General features: G+C 38.2%; 13 protein-coding genes and 1 pseudogene. 3 read left to right on the plus strand and 11 right to left on the minus strand.

What is annotated here, in order from left to right:
• Position 1: 1 nt before the first annotated feature.
• Complete coding sequence (locus ACFIKU_RS03985) at positions 2–2,269, minus strand: ATP-binding protein (RefSeq protein WP_375656749.1); 2,268 nt, start codon at positions 2,267–2,269, stop codon at positions 2–4.
• 173 nt (positions 2,270–2,442) lie between these two features.
• On the opposite strand from ACFIKU_RS03985, the gene rirA reads away from it, so the two are divergent.
• Genes rirA through ACFIKU_RS04000 form a run of 3 tightly spaced genes read left to right on the plus strand, consistent with a single transcriptional unit; the run spans position 2,443 to position 4,586 of the window.
• Entirely contained in the window at positions 2,443–2,886 is a 444-nt protein-coding gene (gene rirA, locus ACFIKU_RS03990; protein ID WP_375641456.1) for an iron-responsive transcriptional regulator RirA, read from the plus strand.
• 24 nt (positions 2,887–2,910) lie between these two features.
• Positions 2,911–4,101, plus strand: coding sequence for a bifunctional 2-C-methyl-D-erythritol 4-phosphate cytidylyltransferase/2-C-methyl-D-erythritol 2,4-cyclodiphosphate synthase (locus ACFIKU_RS03995; RefSeq protein ID WP_375656787.1), 1,191 nt, complete (start codon positions 2,911–2,913; stop codon positions 4,099–4,101).
• A complete protein-coding gene (locus ACFIKU_RS04000) occupies positions 4,098–4,586 on the plus strand; it encodes a CinA family protein (RefSeq protein WP_375656750.1) in 489 nt (162 codons plus the stop codon). The genes ACFIKU_RS03995 and ACFIKU_RS04000 overlap by 4 nt, the downstream gene beginning before the upstream one ends.
• A gap of 598 nt (positions 4,587–5,184) precedes the next feature.
• Here ACFIKU_RS04000 and ACFIKU_RS04005 read toward each other — a convergent pair.
• From ACFIKU_RS04005 to ACFIKU_RS04050, 10 genes and pseudogenes are all read right to left on the minus strand, one after another.
• Positions 5,185–5,646: a type II toxin-antitoxin system RatA family toxin gene (locus ACFIKU_RS04005; RefSeq protein ID WP_273723361.1), complete on the minus strand. Its 462-nt coding sequence runs from the start codon at positions 5,644–5,646 to the stop codon at positions 5,185–5,187.
• Positions 5,647–5,648: 2 nt separating this feature from the next.
• Positions 5,649–6,611 carry a lipoyl synthase gene (gene lipA, locus ACFIKU_RS04010; RefSeq protein WP_375656751.1) on the minus strand — a complete coding sequence of 321 codons (963 nt, stop codon included), beginning with the start codon at positions 6,609–6,611 and terminating at the stop codon, positions 5,649–5,651.
• Between the two features lie 67 nt (positions 6,612–6,678).
• A complete protein-coding gene (lpdA, locus tag ACFIKU_RS04015; RefSeq protein ID WP_375656752.1) occupies positions 6,679–8,139 on the minus strand; it encodes a dihydrolipoyl dehydrogenase in 1,461 nt (486 codons plus the stop codon).
• Between the two features lie 221 nt (positions 8,140–8,360).
• The gene (locus tag ACFIKU_RS04020; RefSeq protein WP_375656753.1) at positions 8,361–9,704 is read right to left on the minus strand and encodes a pyruvate dehydrogenase complex dihydrolipoamide acetyltransferase; all 1,344 of its coding nucleotides are present in this window, start codon (positions 9,702–9,704) and stop codon (positions 8,361–8,363) included.
• A 14-nt stretch (positions 9,705–9,718) separates the two neighbouring features.
• Positions 9,719–11,086: a pyruvate dehydrogenase complex E1 component subunit beta gene (locus tag ACFIKU_RS04025; protein ID WP_375656754.1), complete on the minus strand. Its 1,368-nt coding sequence runs from the start codon at positions 11,084–11,086 to the stop codon at positions 9,719–9,721.
• Positions 11,087–11,102: 16 nt separating this feature from the next.
• On the minus strand, positions 11,103–12,143 hold the full coding sequence (pdhA, locus tag ACFIKU_RS04030) for a pyruvate dehydrogenase (acetyl-transferring) E1 component subunit alpha (protein ID WP_375656755.1): 1,041 nt from the start codon (positions 12,141–12,143) through the stop codon (positions 11,103–11,105).
• 135 nt (positions 12,144–12,278) lie between these two features.
• Positions 12,279–12,590 (minus strand): septum formation initiator family protein, encoded by a 312-nt coding sequence (locus tag ACFIKU_RS04035; protein ID WP_012754998.1) that lies wholly within the window; start codon positions 12,588–12,590, stop codon positions 12,279–12,281.
• A gap of 184 nt (positions 12,591–12,774) precedes the next feature.
• The gene (locus ACFIKU_RS04040; protein WP_375656756.1) at positions 12,775–13,206 is read right to left on the minus strand and encodes a hypothetical protein; all 432 of its coding nucleotides are present in this window, start codon (positions 13,204–13,206) and stop codon (positions 12,775–12,777) included.
• Positions 13,207–13,581: 375 nt separating this feature from the next.
• Positions 13,582–13,991: pseudogene (locus ACFIKU_RS04045) on the minus strand (TM2 domain-containing protein).
• Between the two features lie 406 nt (positions 13,992–14,397).
• Positions 14,398–14,805 (minus strand): TM2 domain-containing protein, encoded by a 408-nt coding sequence (locus ACFIKU_RS04050; RefSeq protein WP_375656757.1) that lies wholly within the window; start codon positions 14,803–14,805, stop codon positions 14,398–14,400.
• Positions 14,806–14,812: the final 7 nt, after the last annotated feature.

The following is a 14,812-nucleotide window of genomic DNA, read 5'->3' on the forward strand; positions in this document are numbered from 1 at the left end:
ACTATTCCCCTATCTTATGATTTATGGCTTGTATAATATTACCCTGCTTACCCTCATCCGCCGGAAATATCAAACGGATCATCGCACCACGACCTTCATAAAAACTCACCGGTGCATCATGAAGCTCCATGAAACCACCGTGATCTTCAATAACTTTGCGCACAATGGCTAACCCCAGCCCTGTTCCTTTTTCCCGTGTTGTTATATAGGGTTCTAATAACTTTTGTCTTTGCTCTTTAGGAAGTCCTTTCCCGTTATCAACAACATCCACAACCAGCCATTCTTCCTGACGATAAGAACGGACAAGAATATGACCGTGAATATTTTCCTCTCGCATAACTGAATCTATGGATTCGCTCGCGTTTTTGATAACATTGCAAAAAGCCTGTACAATGAGACGGTTATCAAATGCACCCATAAGTGGTAGACTTCCTAAATCTTGCTCAAAATGAATATCATGTCGCGTTACTTCTATCAAAAAACATGCTTCGCGCAACAATTCTCGTATATCTAAAATATGCATTTGTGGTTTGGGCATACGTGCAAAAGAGGAAAACTCATCAACCATACGCCCAATATCTCCAACCTGTCGAATAATTGTCTCAATACACCGATCAAAAACCTCTCTATCTTGTGTAATAACTTTGTTATAACGTTTACGAATACGTTCAGCAGATAACTGAATGGGTGTGAGAGGATTTTTGATTTCGTGTGCAATACGCCGCGCAATATCCGCCCACGCCGCTGTACGTTGCGCTGCAACAAGGTCTGTAATATCATCAATTGTTAGAACCCAAGATTGCCCCTGTCCATCATCCTCCTCCATCGTAACTTGGACATTACAGACACGCTCTTTTCCTGCAACGTTTAAAGTGACCTGCTCACGATGATTTTTACGATCCAATGAACGCACAAACTGAAAAACCTGCCAAATTTCAGCGCTTAAAGATAAAAGACTTTGGCCAACAACGTGCTCAGAGCGAATATCAAACATCGCTTCAATAGATCGATTGATAATTGTGATATCACCATTATCATCTATACCTGCGACTCCCGCTGTTACACCCGATAACACAGCTTCAGAAAAACGCCGTCTCTCATCAATTTGATCACGCACTGCAATCAACTCATTGCGCCGACTTTTCAATTCACTGACCATGTAATTAAAAGTTTTGGATAATTGCCCAATATCTCCATCTTTTGCTCGTACTGGCACGAAAATTTCCATATTTCCAGTAGCAACATCATCAGCAGCACTAATGAGAAGACGAATAGGACGTACTAAGCGATCAGCGACAGCAATAGCAGCCCAAATGGCTGATAAGAATAAACTAAAAAAAAGACACAAATAAAGCATACCAAATGCAATTTGCGTCAGCAGGCGATTTTCATTTAAATCGCGATAACGATCTGTATTGACTTCTGTCAAACGCAAAGCAGATAAAACACCTTTATCAACGTCACGCACCAAATATAAAAATGTGTTTGGAATGTTGGTAAATTTTAAAATAATACCAAAATAATCATGAACGCCTGGTTGAAAAGAAAAAGGTCTCGCACTGGTTGCTCGTTCAATAAGATGAGAAGGAGGAATTGGCAGTTTATCTTCATCACCAAGAGCACTCGATACAAAAATAGCTCCGCTAGAACTTAACAAAAATGCACCACGCAAATTGCGTCCTATAGCATGACGTGTCAATTGCATCCTATATTCAGCTGGATTACGTTCTAAGAGTTTTTTGTTATCAAGTGCAAATGCCATCGCGTAGGATAAATTTTTTAAATTTTGAAGCATTTCATCTGCATAAGCATTTGCTAAATCAATAGAAGAACCCACAATCTGCCGCGTTGTTGTATCAAACCATCGATCAAGTCCCAAATTTAGTGCTGGACCCGATACAAGAGCTACAGCAACAGCTGGCATTGTCGCAACAAGTGCAAACAATGAAATAAGGCGCACATGAAGACGCGATCCTGCACGTCTTGAACGCCAAGCACGAATGATCGGAATCATCTCATAAAAAACGATGACAATAAGCCCTAAAACCCAAAAACTATTAATCCCTATAAGAATAAGGGTTACTGTTCTACTGGGAACAACAGGAGTTAATCCAATAAGAATAATAAAAGAAACAGAGGCCGTAAGTAAAGCCAATACAATAATTGTAATCCCTAAAAAAATATATACCTTACTTAAACGATACAACTCATCGTTATAAGTATTTTTATCTATGTCTTGAAGATACGTCACAGATGTTATATTCGTCATGAGCTTACATACCCTTATCCCATTATTCTCATATAACCTTTTGTAGCAAAAATTGACAATACTAATACTACATTTAAAATAGGGCAAATATAGTCAATGAGAAAGAACTTCTCCATTTTGCAAAATATCTTTAAAATAAACTGTGTTCGACGATACTTTACGAAGGAAATGAGATGCGATTAACAAAACAAACAAATTATGCTCTTCGAATGCTCATGTATTGTGCAGATAATCAGGGAACTCTCAGTCGTGTTCCAGAAATTGCTAAAGCATATGCCGTTTCAGAACTTTTTTTATTTAAAATCCTTCAGCCGCTTGTTCAAGCCGGTTTTATACAAACAGTGCGTGGACGCAATGGTGGTGTTAAATTGGCTAAACCCGCAGCAGAGATTTCAGTCGCTGATGTTGTAAAAGTAACAGAAGACAACTTTTCCCTCGCAGAATGTTTCGATACTGCAGAGCCGACTTGCCCATTAATCGATTTTTGTAGTTTAAATACCGCACTTCAAAAAGCATTAAATGCTTTTTTTGAGGTGTTATCCGTGATATCCCTTGCTGATCTAAAACAACCATCCTTTCAAAATCATTTCAAAATTAATGATAAAAAAGCAAACTAAGCTTATAACATAAGGAGATTAAGTATTTCTATCGCAGCAATAATATTAGCCGCTGGACGCGGTGAAAGAGCAAGATCTCCTCATAAAATTCCAAAACAGTACCGGCTTCTAGGACAAAAGCCGATTATTTATCATACAGTGAATTGTTTTTTGCAACATCCAGCTATCACAACAATTATCCTCGTTATTCATCCAAAAGATCGTCAAATCTGTGAACAAGCACTTGGCGATTTTAAAGAGCGCCTTATTATCGTTGAAGGAGGCAATACACGTCAAATCTCTACCTTACATGGACTTCAAGCACTCAAAAAAATAAATCCCCAATATGTGCATATTCATGATGGTGCACGCCCCTTTATCGAAAACAAGCTTCTTGATAACATTCACAACACGATCACGCCTCAAGAAGGTGTTCTTCCTGTTTTGCCCATCTCTGATACCCTTAAACGTGTAAATAATCAGCATGTTTTAGAAACAATTCCCCGTGCCTATCTTTATAGTGCACAAACTCCACAGTGTTTTCCCTTTGAACATATCTTAGCGGCCCATAAACAAGCAAAACAAGCTTGCAAACAAGAATTCACTGATGATTCTGCGATTGCCGAATGGTTTGGAATTCCTATGCGTACCGTCCCTGGAAATCCTAACAACATAAAAATTACATGGCATGAAGATTTTAATACTGCACATTTATATCTCCAAAAGAAAATGCAGATGTTTCCTGATATCCGCACTGGCAATGGTTATGATGTTCACTCTTTCGAGGATGGTGATTTTCTTATTTTATGTGGCATAAAAATCCCTTTTTATAAAAAATTAAACGGACACTCTGATGCGGATGTTGCTCTTCATGCATTAACAGATGCCCTGCTCGCTACACGAGGTGCTGGAGATATCGGTACACATTTTCCTCCCTCTGATCCTCAATGGAAAAATGTATCATCAGAAATTTTTCTCCGTCATGCTCTTGATATTCTAAAAAAAGCAGGTGGTCGTATCGCCAATGTTGATATCACAATTATCGCTGAAAATCCTAAAATTGGTCCCTATCGTCATGCCATGACAGAAAATCTTATGACAATACTTGCAATAACACCTGATCGAATCTCTATCAAAGCAACAACAAATGAAAGGCTTGGATTTATTGGTCGTGGTGAGGGAATTGCTGCTTTTGCAACAGCAAGCGTTCTTTATTCAGGAGAAATTCCCCAATGACATATCTTTGTGAAAAACAAGCACATGAAGTCCTTAATACCTTTCGCCAAAAAGGTTTACTATTAACAACTGTAGAGTCTTGTACAGGAGGGCTCATTGCTGCAAGCCTCACAAATATTGCAGGATCGTCAGATGTTCTCGATTGTGGATTTGTTGTTTATTCAAATGAATCCAAAACACGCCTTGTTGGCGTTTGTGCTGAACTTATAAGAACCTATGGTGCCGTTTCAAAAGAAGTTTCTCTTGCAATGGCTGAGGGTGGATTAAAACATTCACAAGCTGACATTGCAGTTTCTGTAACAGGAATTGCTGGTCCAGGAGGTGCAAGTCTTGATAAACCTGTAGGACTTGTACATTGCGCAGTTGCTTACAAAAATCACTCCCCCCTGCACAAAGAAATGCACTTTGGTCATCTTAATCGCAATGCTATTCGCCATGCAACTGTTGAAAGTGTTTTTAAAATGATTCTGGAATTGCTTCACTGAATTCCCCATACTAATTTCAAAATTCTCTATTCCACATTGAGTCTATAATCATTCACATCTTGAAAAAATAATTTATTGTATCATAACTTGAAATTGAAAGATCTGAATACCGTAAAGTTATCTCACTTCAATCCTGTGTAGGTTTAATTAATCAAATTTATTCACTTGCACGCCACAAGAGAAAAAACTGTATAAATAAAATAATTAAAGAAGGGACACTTGTACCTCTCTCAAGTGCTAAAAGCTGACGCAACATCTTGAGAGATGATCAATAAATAGTGCAAGCTTACTTCTTCATAAGTGTAAAGATGTTGATTTTATATACTTTTACGAGAATCTATACTATTTATTATGAGCACTATTATGAAATGGGTATGACGCAAGCATGTTCTATTTGGGCGTTTTGTTTAACGGATGTGCCTCCATTAAAAAGAGAGAAACAAAAGCGTGAAGCTGTGCATCATCTTCACCATTTAAAATGATATTCCTTCAATATGCTTTTGAAAGCTGAATTAAAAACAAATAGTAAAGATGGAAACCGGTTTTCATCTTCACGCTGTTATAAGCAATACGTATTATTAAAAAATAACAGAGTAGACTATGTTTCCGTAGAGCCATAAATCTGATGCGCCCGCTTCTCAAAAGCCTCGGTAAATTTACGAAATGCAATATCAAACATTGAGCCCATCACTAATCCAAGCGTTTTACTTTTAAATTCATAATCAATAAAAAACTCTACATTACATGCATTGGTATTTTCAATATCATGAAAGGCCCAACGATTTTCAAGATATTTGAATGGACCATCAATATATTTAACTTCTATAAGATTTTTTTCCGGCTGTAGAAATACTTGAGTCGTAAAAGTCTCACGGATAATCTTATAGCCAACGGTCATATCCGCAAGAAGCAATATTTTTTTTCCATATTCTTTTCGAGAACGTAATGTTAAAGACTCACACATTGGTAAAAATTCAGGATAACGCTCAATATCTGAAACCAGATCAAACATTTCACTGGCACTATGGGTGATCTGCCGATGTATTGTAAAAATCGGCATAATTATCTCTGTAAGGAAAATTTTTCTTCACGCGCTTTTTGCAAAATGGCAAAATCATCTCCAGCATGATGAGATGAACGCGTCAGAGGATTGGAGGCCATATGTAAAAATCCTTTTACTTTACCAATCTTGGCAAAAGACTCAAATTCTTCAGGAGGCACAAAACGAACAACTGGATGATGTTTTCGGGTAGGCTGCAAATATTGTCCAATTGTCATAAAGTCAACATCAGCAGAGCGCAAATCATCCATCAATTGCAAAATTTCATTTCGCTCCTCCCCAAGGCCAACCATAATTCCCGATTTTGTAAAAATTGTTGGATCAAGTTCTTTAACGCGTTGTAATAAACGAATTGAATGAAAATAACGTGCCCCTGGACGAACCTTCAAATATTTAGAAGGAACTGTTTCTAAGTTATGATTAAAAACATCAGGCTTAGCAGCAACAACAACCTCTAAGGCGCCATCCTTATGACGAAAATCAGGTGTCAGAACTTCAATTGTTGTTTTAGGAGTTTTTTGACGAATCGCATAAATAACTTTTGCAAAATGCTCAGCACCACCATCAGCAAGATCATCACGATCAACAGATGTAATGACAACATGTTTTAATTCCATCCGTGCAACAGCATCGGCTACACGTTCTGGCTCATTATCATCAACGGCAAGTGGAATACCTGTTGCAACGTTACAAAAAGCACAAGCACGCGTACATATTTCACCTAAAATCATAAAGCTAGCATGCCGCTGGCTCCAACATTCGCCAATATTAGGGCAACCAGCTTCTTCACATACAGTCACTAACTTATGCGTACGTACAATACCATGTGTTTCCTTATAAATTGGTGATGTTGGCGCTTTTACACGAATCCAATCTGGCTTTTTTTGAACGCTTGTATCAGGACGATGTGCCTTTTCAGGATGACGCAAACGTCTATTTGTAACTTTATCAACAACCGTAACCATTTAAGCCTTTGCCTTATAAATACGAAGTAACAATCAAAAATATAAAATTTTTCATATAATCCAATCATCAAGCGTTTAAAACTTGACCATAAGCATCCAACACACTTTCTTTCATCATTTCCGACAAGGTCGGATGTGGGAAGACAGTATGCATTAATTCTTCTTCTGTTGTTTCAAGATTCATGGCAATAACAAAACCCTGTATCAATTCTGTTACCTCAGCCCCTACCATATGGGCCCCAAGAAGCTGTCCTGTTTTTTTATCAAAAATTGTTTTTACCAACCCCTGATCTTCACCCAAAGCAATCGCCTTGCCATTCGCAGTAAAAGAATAACGACCAATACGTATATCATAACCTGCTTCTTTTGCTGTAGCTTCTGAAAGCCCTACAGAGGCAACCTGTGGTGTACAATATGTACACCCTGGAATTTTTCTTTTATCAAGCGGATGAGCACTTTCCAAACCTGCAAGATGCTCAATACATATCACACCTTCTTCTTCTGCTTTATGTGCTAACATAGGAGGACCTGCTACATCACCAATAGCATAAATGCCTTCCACCCCCGTCCAACTCCATTCATCAGTTACAATGCAGCCGCGATCGGTTTTTATTCCCAAAGCTTCTAAACCAAGATTCTCAATATTACCTTGCACCCCAACAGCGGAAATCAACCGGTCAACAGTCATTGACTCTATTTTACCTTGAACATCAATATGTACAGTCACAGAATCGGAAGATTTTTCAACCTTTGTTACTTTTGCTTGACGAAGAATGCGTAAACCTTTTTTCTCTAACTGTTTACAAGCAAACGTTGAAATTTCAATATCTTCAGCAGGCATGATGTGAGGCATCATTTCAACAACAGTTACTGTCGCCCCCATATCACGATAAAAAGAGGCAAATTCAATGCCAATAGCCCCAGACCCTATAACCAAAAGCGATTTTGGCATTGCTGGCGGTATCATAGCTTCAAAATAAGTCCAAATGAGTTTTCCATCTGGCTCAATACCAGGAAGGACACGAGGACGTGCACCCGTTGCAATAATGATATGCTTTGCTTGATAAGTTCCCTCCCCTAACGTCCCTTTAGGGACTGGATTTTGCGGTTGCATAATCGGTTTGGAGGATGAAGAAACCATAATTTCCGCAGGATGGCTTCCCCTCGCTTCTTTAGTAAGCTTTGCTTCACCCCAGATAATATCAATCTTGTTTTTTTTCATTAAAAAATCAACACCAGCATTTAAACGTGCTGAAACACCGCGTGAACGTGCCACAACATCTTTGATGTTTGCCTCAATTGAACCATTAATTTTTAGTCCATAATTTTTTGCATGTTCAGCAAAATGTTTCATTTCCGCTGAACGTAGAAGGGCCTTTGTTGGAATACATCCCCAATTTAAACAGATCCCTCCCAAATGTTCACGTTCAACAATCGCAGTCTTAAAGCCACATTGTGCTGCACGAATTGCGGTTACATATCCGCCTGGACCTGATCCAATCACAATTACATCATAAAGATTTGCCACAGTAATTCCTCCATGGATATATATAAAATGGATATGCATTTTTTGAACTTAAGACAGCAAAACAACGTAACAGAATTATCTTATGTCTTTTGCTTTAAGCTTCACGTAAATGCTTTACCCAAACCAGAAATGGCAATAACATTGCTCTTCAAACTCTTTAAATTTGTTTTTATTCTCTTAACACACTCTCTCACAATTTACGTGAAGAACTGTTAAACAGTTCAAACCAACATTGCTAATGGATTTTCAATCATCTTCTTAAAAGTCCGCGCAAGCTCTGCTGCTAAAGCACCATCGACAGCTCGATGATCCGCAGAAATTGTGACCGACATCACCGTCGCAATCCCTAATGCATCATTTTTAACAACGGCGCGTTGCTCCCCTGTACCAATCGCAAAAATCGTCGCATGCGGTGGATTAAGGATAGCGGAAAAACTTTTTATACCATACATCCCCATATTTGATACAGCTGTTGTTCCACCCTGATATTCTTCCATTTTTAACTTTCCTTCACGCGCACGCTTTGCAAAATCCTTCATCTCTTTAGAAATAAGTGATAACGGCTTTTCCTCTGCATGGCGAATAATCGGCGTAATTAATCCATTGGGAATAGAAACAGCAACCCCAACATCACAATGTTTATGATGAATCATCCCACCTTCAAGCCAAGAGACATTCGCATCAGGAACCGATTTCAAAGAAAGTGCAACAGCTTTGATCACCATATCATTAACAGAAAGCTTGTAAGTAGGCTGAGTTTCTTCCTGCCTTTTAACCATTGGTGCAGCAGCATTCAGTTGTGTACGCAGTGCTAATAGCGCATCAAGTTCACAATCTACCGTTACATAGAAATGTGGGACTTTCTGTTTTGATTCCACCAAACGTGTCGCGATTGTTTTACGCATATTATTATGGGGAGCGAAGCTATATTCATCCTCTTTGAAGAGTTTTAATATCTGTTTATCCGAAGCACCTGTAGCTACTAGCTCCCCTATCTGTGATGAATAAGACACTTTAGAAATATCACTGCTCGCAGCTTTTTCTACATCGCGCTTGATAATACGCCCATGCGGACCACTTCCAGAAATAAGGGATAAATCAAGACCTGCCTGAGATGCTAATCGCCGCGCTAAAGGAGAGGCAAAAAGACGCCCTTCCTTTTTATCTTGCTGTATTAATTGCTGAGCTGATGATTCATGAGACATTTTTGTACCCTTTGAGTCCGTCTGTTTCAGAGTATCTGTCTGTTTTATGCCCTCTGGTTCTTGGCTTGTAGAAGAAGAGATTTCTTCTGCAACTTTTGCAGCTTCAGCTAAATCTTCACCTTCTTCTGCTAAAACAACAATTAAAGCATTTACTTTAACGCCTTGTGTTCCAGCAGGAACAACAATTTTGGCAACCCTACCTTCATCAACGGCTTCGACTTCCATTGTCGCTTTATCCGTCTCAATCTCAGCAATAACATCACCAGAGGAAACCTTATCTCCCTCCTTAATATTCCATTTTGTTAAATTTCCCTCTTCCATCGTAGGGGAAAGCGCTGGCATTGTAATTTTAATGGGCATTATGCTTTCCTCCGTTATGCTCTGTACGTCACAGCCTTAACGGCCTCAATAATTTCAGCAGTATTAGGCAAAGCCAACTTCTCAAGATTAGCGGCATAAGGCATCGGAACATCTTTGCCAGAAATCGTAGCAATTGGCGCATCAAGATAGTCAAAAGCCTGCTGCATAACACGCGTTGCTATTTCAGTTCCCACGGATGACTGAGGAAATCCCTCTTCAATTGTTACCAAACGACCTGTTTTTTTAACTGAAGAAAGAATTGTTGGAAGATCCATCGGGCGAATGGTTCGTAAATCAATCAATTCAACATCAATACCAAGTTGTTCAATTTCCGGCAACGCTTGAACGGCATAATGCATTCCAATCCCACACGCGACAATCGTCACATCTTGTCCAGACTTATGGATGCGCGCCTTACCAATAGGCAAAACAAAATCATCCAGTTGAGGAACTTCAAATTGATGCCCATACAAAATCTCATTTTCAAGAAAAATAACAGGATTATCATCACGAATAGCAGCTTTCAGCAAACCTTTTGCATCTGCAGCACTATAAGGCATGACAACTTTCAAACCTGGCACATGACTATACCATGCAGCATAACATTGAGAATGTTGAGCACCAACACGGGCAGCCGCGCCATTGGGACCCCGAAAAACCATAGGAGCGGTCATTTGTCCACCAGACATATAACGTGTTTTGGCTGCTGAGTTAATAATTTGATCCATCGCCTGCATCGCAAAATTAAATGTCATAAACTCGACAATGGGACGTAACCCTCCAAAAGCAGCCCCGACAGCCAGCCCAGCAAAGCCGTGCTCCGTAATTGGGGTATCAATAACTCGGCGTTCTCCGAATTCTTCCAACAAACCTTGACTAACCTTATAGGCACCTTGATATTGCGCGACCTCTTCCCCCATGAGAAAAACTTTTTCATCACGCCGCATTTCTTCAGCCAAAGCCTGATTAAGCGCTTCACGAACTGTCATTGTAACCATTTGTGTTCCCGCTGGAATATCAAAATTAGGAGATGTATCAAAAGTAGGAGCAGCCTGCGGAACTGACGATGCCAGAGAAAGAGGAGATTCCTTAGTTTTTTGTGCTATATCAGTAGGTTGCGAAATATCCTCAGCACGCTCACCTTCTTCTAACAAAATCGCAATAACAGTATTAACCTTTACGCCTTCAGAACCTTCAGGCACAAAAATTTTACCAAGAGTACCTTCATCAACGGCCTCTACTTCCATTGTAGCCTTATCCGTCTCAATTTCAGCAATAACATCGCCAGAGCTAACCTTATCACCTTCTCTCTTGAGCCATTTAGACAGTTTACCTTCTTCCATAGTTGGTGAAAGCGCCGGCATCAAAATATCAATAGACATACTTGCTTCCCTCGCATCAAACTAAAATATCAGTATAGAGCTCAGAAGCATCTGGCTCTTGATCACTTTGTGCAAAATCTACCGCATCAGCAACAATTGCACGGACCTCTTTCTCAATAGATTTTAAATCATCTTCGTTCGCCCAATTTTTTTTAAGAATCCGACTTTTTACTTGATCAATCGGATCGTGCTCCTCTTTTATTTTTTGGACTTCTTCTTTTGAACGATATTTTGCTGGATCAGACATGGAATGACCACGATAGCGATAGGTCTGCATATCAAGAATGATCGGTCCTTTACCTGAGCGTGCCCAAGAAATTGCTTCATCAGCAGCTCCTTTTACTGATCGAACATCCATACCGTCAACAACAATACCTGGAATTTCAAAAGAAAGACCACGTCGGGAAAAATCAGTTTCTGCAGATGCACGTGAAACTGACGTTCCCATAGCATACTGATTATTTTCAATAATATAAACAACGGGAAGCTTCCAAAGTGAAGCCATATTAAAACTTTCGTAAACCTGCCCCTGATTTGCGGCACCATCACCAAAATAAACCAATGTCACATTATCTTTACCAAGGTACTGATTCGAAAATGCCAAACCTGAACCAATGGAAACCTGCGCACCAACAATACCGTGTCCTCCATAAAAGTTCTTTTCTTTAGAGAACATATGCATCGAGCCACCTTTCCCTTTGGAAAAGCCACCTTGACGTCCCGTTAATTCTGCCATGACACCACGCGGACTCATCCCAACGGCTAACATATGACCATGATCACGGTAAGACGTAATAACTTGATCACCTTCTTTGGCCGCTTTCAATGTTCCTATAACAACGGCTTCCTGACCAATATAAAGGTGACAAAATCCCCCAATAAGCCCCATACCATAAAGTTGTCCTGCTTTTTCTTCAAAACGGCGAATTAAAAGCATTTCACGATAAGCATCAATTTCTTCTTCTTTTGTAAAGTCTGCTATTGGTGCTTTCTTTGTGGTGCTTGATAATGCAGTGCGCGCCACCGACGCAGAATTTTTTTTAAGTCGTTCTGCCATATTAAACTCCCTTTTATGATTATTTAGGAATAACCTTTACGAACAAAAGTTACAAGCCTTATCAATCGGCTTAAACAATATCATTGCTGATTATCGTTTAAAGTAAGCGATTTTTCATTTACCTTTGGTATCATTTCAAGGTATTAAGATTGTCAGTTCATTTGGCTTAGAAAAGTTCAAATTCTTTCGGACATACTCATCCAACATATCTTTTTCTATATGCCCGTTGCGTAAAAGAGAAATACGCTTTTCCATGAATATCCGCTCAGCTTCTATTTTATGAAGCTCCTTTTCTAATTCGCTAATATGCTGATTAACTTCACTGCGTGAATACAATCCATACTCACCATGATAAATGTGATAACTGAAATAGCTTAAGACTCCCACCGTCATAAGAGGTAGTACAAAGCGTACTTTGATTGATCGACGTTTCTGCTTTGTCCACATAAAATAGCACAGTCTCTACAGCACAAATTTTTTAATATTTTGCCCAACTATGCACGATTTTGATTAACACCTCATTACTCAATCTACACATGCAAACAATTTGTTACCACCAAAGTCCCCCCCCTTAATACAATTAAAGTAAGCTGAATAACCCACTTTTTATATTATAAATATTGGATATCCTCTAATTTGTAGTTTTTTTCCTAAAATTCCCTATTAAAATAAGGATAAAATCAATCAATACCCAAGGTATAATTATAAAAATAATCCCTATAAGCCCTATCCCCATAAATAGTAGACCTATTGTACTTAGTATAGTTATAAGAAGCATTACAATGCCTGTTATAATTTTACCGACCATAAAACGATGAATCCCCAATGCACCAAAACACAAGCAAACGATTGCTAACAACATTTTTGATTGCTGTGACTGACCTTCAGTCAAGATAGGGAAAATAGATTTAATGGTATCCCCTTCACAGACAAAATCAACCATATCACCAACCTTTGGTGGCTTTTTTCCTGACCAATTCCTACTCAAGAACTGATAACGCTTACCATCACCACCTGAAACGAAATAATTTCCTTGATCCTGACTAATAATTTTACCTTTCATCTTCACCACCTATAAAATTGTTATTCATAAAGAAGCTTTTCTTCTAATATGATAATATGTTGAATAAACCTCACTGCATGAATACGATCTGTACTCACCGTGATATACGACATTTTAAAAAGCTAAAAATCCCCCAACAACTTAAAATTCCCGCATTTATAAGTGGTAATACAAAGCACGCTGTTCGATTTGCACTTTTGCTTTTCTCATATGAAATAGTACAGTCTTTTTCAATAGTTTTATTTAAATATTCATAATTTTCTTTAATATTTCACATTTAAAAACATATATCAAAGTAACTCGACATTATTAAATAAATATATTGATAAATAAATAAAATTATTTATTTATTTATATTTAAATTTTGTCGAGTTGCTATAACTTGGTAATTTTATTGCCATCTGCATCTCTAAAATATCCAGATAAAATAACTATAAAATCAATAAATGACCACAGTATATTGATAAGAATTCCTATACCTGTTACATTTATGAGAAGCATTACGATACCCGTTCCAATTTTACCAGCCATAAAGCGGTGAATACCCAACCATCCAAAAAAAAACAAATAACTGCCAGACCTAATCTTGATTGCTCTGATTCTTTTTTACTCAAAAGAGGGAGAACAGATTTAACAACATTATCTTCATATACAAAATCAACGGTATCCCCTACCTTTGGTGGTTTTTTTCCTAACCAATTCCAATCCTCAAATTGATAACGCTTATCATCACCTCCCGAAACGAGATAAACTCCTTGATCTTGACCAATAATTTTACCCTTCATCCTTGCCCACCTATAAAGCTGCTCCTCATGTGTTATTCATAAAGAGATTATTTCATTTGATGATATATCGATTAACCTCACGGCGTAAATAAAAGTAAATAAAATTTGTAGCAGCCGTGATAAACGTAAAATTAAAACAGTTCTGATCCCCCCCAATGATCTAATGTTTCTGCTGCTATAAGCAGCAATACAAAACACACCTTAGTGGATTTACGTTGTTGTTTTACCCATATAAAACAACACAGTCTTTTTCAATACTTTTATTCAACTGTGCATATATTCAACTGTGCATATTTCTCTTAATATCTCACATTAAAGAAATAGAGTACAATAATCTTGCATTATGCAACTCAATATTGATCGAAATAAAAAGTAAACTTAATTATTTTCTTTTTATTGTAAATTTTTACAAATCTGTAATTTTATTCCCATCTTTATCCGTAAATCTTCCACCAAGAATGACTATAAAATCAACAATTGCCCAAATACCGGTAATTATCAATCCAAACAATGATAAAGATAGAACCAGCATTAGAGCACCAGTCCGAACTTTACCAACCATAAAGCGATGGACACCAAAGATACCTGCACACCAACAAAGAAGTGCGAACATTATCTTTGAATTCTCTGTACCTGGTCTCAACAATGGAAAAACAGAACTGACAACACCCCCTTCACAGACAAAATCAACAGCATTACCAATCCTTGGTGGATTCTTTCCCAACCAATCCCAAGTCGCAAACTGATAACGTTTACCATCATCACCCGAAACAAGATAAGTCCCTTGATCTTGACTAATAATTACGCCTCTCATATTAATC

The sequence above is a fragment of the Bartonella sp. CM120XJJH genome, from assembly GCF_042194715.1.
Classification (GTDB): Bacteria; Pseudomonadota; Alphaproteobacteria; order Rhizobiales; family Rhizobiaceae; genus Bartonella.